The following is a 1,013-nucleotide window of genomic DNA, read 5'->3' on the forward strand; positions in this document are numbered from 1 at the left end:
AATTCATTCAAAAAGGAGAGTTGTATCATGTCGGTTAAAGAACAATTGGAACAAGCTAAGGCGGGCTTCATTGCAAAAGTACCCGCAGAGGCCCAGGAGAAGATTTTTCTCCACATTAAGGAGCAGCAGCAATCCGGTATCGTGTTCGGTTTGAGGGAAGGGGACAAAGCCCCGAATTTTACGTTGACCAATCCGTTCGGCGAGCAAGTGACCCTATATGACGAGGTTGCCAAAAGTCCCGTTGTCCTGGCCTTCTATCGTGGCAGCTGGTGTCCGTTCTGCAATATCCAGCTTAGAGCCTATCAGCAATGTCTCTTGGAGATTCAAAAGCAAGGCGGCCAGTTGATTGCCATCTCTCCGCAAAGCCCCGACAACTCGCTGACCCAGAAGGAGAAAGAACAACTGACCTTTCAGGTGCTGAGCGATCCGGATGGCCGTGTCGCCGATAGCTATAAGCTTTTGTTTGAATTACCTGATTACCTTCAAAACACCTTCAAAAATACACTCAGACTGGAGCTCACCGAGTTCAATAAAACCGAACGCTGGGTGCTGCCGGTTCCTGCGACATACATTATCGACAAGGAAGGAATCGTTCGCCACGTCTACGTCACCCCGGACTTCATGGTGAGGATGGAGCCTCAGGAAATCATCGATCAATTGAAGAAACTTTGAGCCTTCAAGAGATGTCGTGTCATGAGACCGTTGGGGGGATTCCCACACCCCGCTGCCATCAATCCAAGATAATTATTATTTCGGCTCGTTAACGAAACAGGCTTCCGATCCATTTGATGTCGGCAGCCTGTTTTGTGATGTTATTTTTTCATCCCAGAGCCGAAGCCAATTAAATATCCATCCAGGTCACTAACCGAAAACTCTTTCCATACGCCCCAGTCATGTTCACTAATTACAGGTTCTTTAGCTATAACAGCTCTATTTGCTTTTAATTCTTCATATAAAGCATCAAGACCCTCATGATCTTTTACGTAAGCATAGGTATTCCATGTATCTTTGTT

The 1,013-nt window shown here is 46.4% G+C and carries 1 protein-coding gene and 1 pseudogene; one reads left to right on the forward strand and one right to left on the reverse strand.

What is annotated here, in order from left to right; translation table 11 throughout:
• Nucleotides 1-27: 27 nt before the first annotated feature.
• On the forward strand, nucleotides 28-672 hold the full coding sequence (locus tag BP97_RS0130950) for a peroxiredoxin family protein (RefSeq protein ID WP_051621077.1): 645 nt from the start codon (nucleotides 28-30) through the stop codon (nucleotides 670-672).
• A 140-nt stretch (nucleotides 673-812) separates the two neighbouring features.
• On the opposite strand, the pseudogene BP97_RS40830 reads toward BP97_RS0130950, so the two are convergent.
• Nucleotides 813-1,013, reverse strand: a pseudogene (locus BP97_RS40830) (VOC family protein); the annotation flags it as partial.

It is taken from the genome of Paenibacillus sp. UNC451MF (assembly GCF_000686845.1).
Lineage (GTDB): Bacteria > Bacillota > Bacilli > Paenibacillales > NBRC-103111 > Paenibacillus_S.

Bases quoted from the DNA above. Each gene is read 5' to 3' on its own strand.
- BP97_RS0130950 (WP_051621077.1), top strand. From the start codon at position 28: ATGTCGGTTAAAGAACAATTGGAACAAGCTAAGGCGGGCTTCATTGCA.